10 tRNA genes and 1 rRNA gene are annotated in these 1,396 nt (G+C 46.5%); all 11 read left to right on the forward strand.

From position 1 onward, the window contains the following. The first annotated feature begins 118 nt into the window (after positions 1 to 118). Positions 119 to 235 (forward strand): 5S ribosomal RNA (gene rrf, locus D0469_RS20490). Between the two features lie 52 nt (positions 236 to 287). Then, positions 288 to 362: transfer RNA gene (locus D0469_RS20495), tRNA-Asn, on the forward strand. A gap of 1 nt (position 363) precedes the next feature. After that, positions 364 to 436: transfer RNA gene (locus D0469_RS20500), tRNA-Thr, on the forward strand. Between the two features lie 22 nt (positions 437 to 458). Beyond that, positions 459 to 533, forward strand: a tRNA-Glu gene (locus D0469_RS20505). Between the two features lie 7 nt (positions 534 to 540). Beyond that, a tRNA-Val gene (locus D0469_RS20510) sits at positions 541 to 616 on the forward strand. A 13-nt stretch (positions 617 to 629) separates the two neighbouring features. Then, positions 630 to 705: transfer RNA gene (locus D0469_RS20515), tRNA-Thr, on the forward strand. A gap of 7 nt (positions 706 to 712) precedes the next feature. Further along, a tRNA-Tyr gene (locus D0469_RS20520) sits at positions 713 to 796 on the forward strand. A 93-nt stretch (positions 797 to 889) separates the two neighbouring features. Beyond that, positions 890 to 964, forward strand: a tRNA-Gln gene (locus tag D0469_RS20525). A gap of 3 nt (positions 965 to 967) precedes the next feature. After that, a tRNA-Lys gene (locus D0469_RS20530) sits at positions 968 to 1,040 on the forward strand. 6 nt (positions 1,041 to 1,046) lie between these two features. Next, positions 1,047 to 1,121 (forward strand) — tRNA-Gly (locus D0469_RS20535). A 28-nt stretch (positions 1,122 to 1,149) separates the two neighbouring features. Next, positions 1,150 to 1,225: transfer RNA gene (locus D0469_RS20540), tRNA-Ala, on the forward strand. Positions 1,226 to 1,396: the final 171 nt, after the last annotated feature.

A 1,396-nucleotide genomic window follows, 5' to 3' on the forward strand; every position in this document is an offset into this window, starting at 1 on the left:
AAACACGCAGCATTTCCTTATCTGTTATCTAGTTTTGAAGGAACAAAAATTCCTTCTTGAAAAAATCTATTGGTAGATAGTATAATAATACATGTCTTTTCAATAGTTTTGAATATTGTCTGGTAATGATGGCGAAGAGGCCACACCCGTTCCCATCCCGAACACGGAAGTTAAGCTCTTCAGCGCCGATGGTAGTTGGGGGATCTCCCCCTGTGAGAGTAGGACGTCGCCGGGCAGCAGTATTTTTGCTGTTGCATTAAAGTGAGTTTTAGGAAACATCATATTATTCCGCAGTAGCTCAGTGGTAGAGCATTCGGCTGTTAACCGAACGGTCGTAGGTTCGAGTCCTACCTGCGGAGCCATGCTTCCATAGCTCAGCAGGTAGAGCACTTCCATGGTAAGGAAGAGGTCAGCGGTTCGAGCCCGCTTGGGAGCTTCCTATTTATTTATGAAAAAATGGCCCCTTGGTCAAGCGGTTAAGACACCGCCCTTTCACGGCGGTAACACGGGTTCGAATCCCGTAGGGGTCACCATTATATTGGAGGATTAGCTCAGCTGGGAGAGCACCTGCCTTACAAGCAGGGGGTCGGCGGTTCGATCCCGTCATCCTCCACCATTTTTGATTTTTTGCCGGTGTAGCTCAATTGGTAGAGCAACTGACTTGTAATCAGTAGGTTGGGGGTTCAAGTCCTCTTGCCGGCACCACATATGCGGAGGGGTAGCGAAGTGGCTAAACGCGGCGGACTGTAAATCCGCTCCTTCGGGTTCGGCAGTTCGAATCTGCCCCCCTCCACCATTCATTTTATAAAAAAGTATTAGTGGACATGTAATAATTTCACTATAAAAGGGAACTATATAAATACCCTTATTTTTGTAAAAGATGTTATATTGGGCTATAGCCAAGCGGTAAGGCAACGGACTTTGACTCCGTCATGCGTTGGTTCGAATCCAGCTAGCCCAGCCATATGAGCCATTAGCTCAGTCGGTAGAGCATCTGACTTTTAATCAGAGGGTCGAAGGTTCGAGTCCTTCATGGCTCATTTTTTGCGGAAGTAGTTCAGTGGTAGAATACAACCTTGCCAAGGTTGGGGTCGCGGGTTCGAATCCCGTCTTCCGCTCCAGTGAACAACAAAACATATTCATTTAATTGGGGCCTTAGCTCAGCTGGGAGAGCGCCTGCCTTGCACGCAGGAGGTCAGCGGTTCGATCCCGCTAGGCTCCACCATCTAACTACATAACACCATAACTTCTGTCTTAGACCTATTGGTCTAAGGCTTTTTTTGTGCCTGAAAAATGGTCGGTTTCAATTAGAACCCTTTCTATTGTTGTTTATCTAGTATTGTATAAATCAGGCTCTATAATATTTGTTGGGGTTCCCAAACAATACGGTTTGCAT

The sequence above is a fragment of the Peribacillus saganii genome (assembly GCF_003429095.1).
Lineage (GTDB): Bacteria > Bacillota > Bacilli > Bacillales > DSM-1321 > Peribacillus > Peribacillus saganii.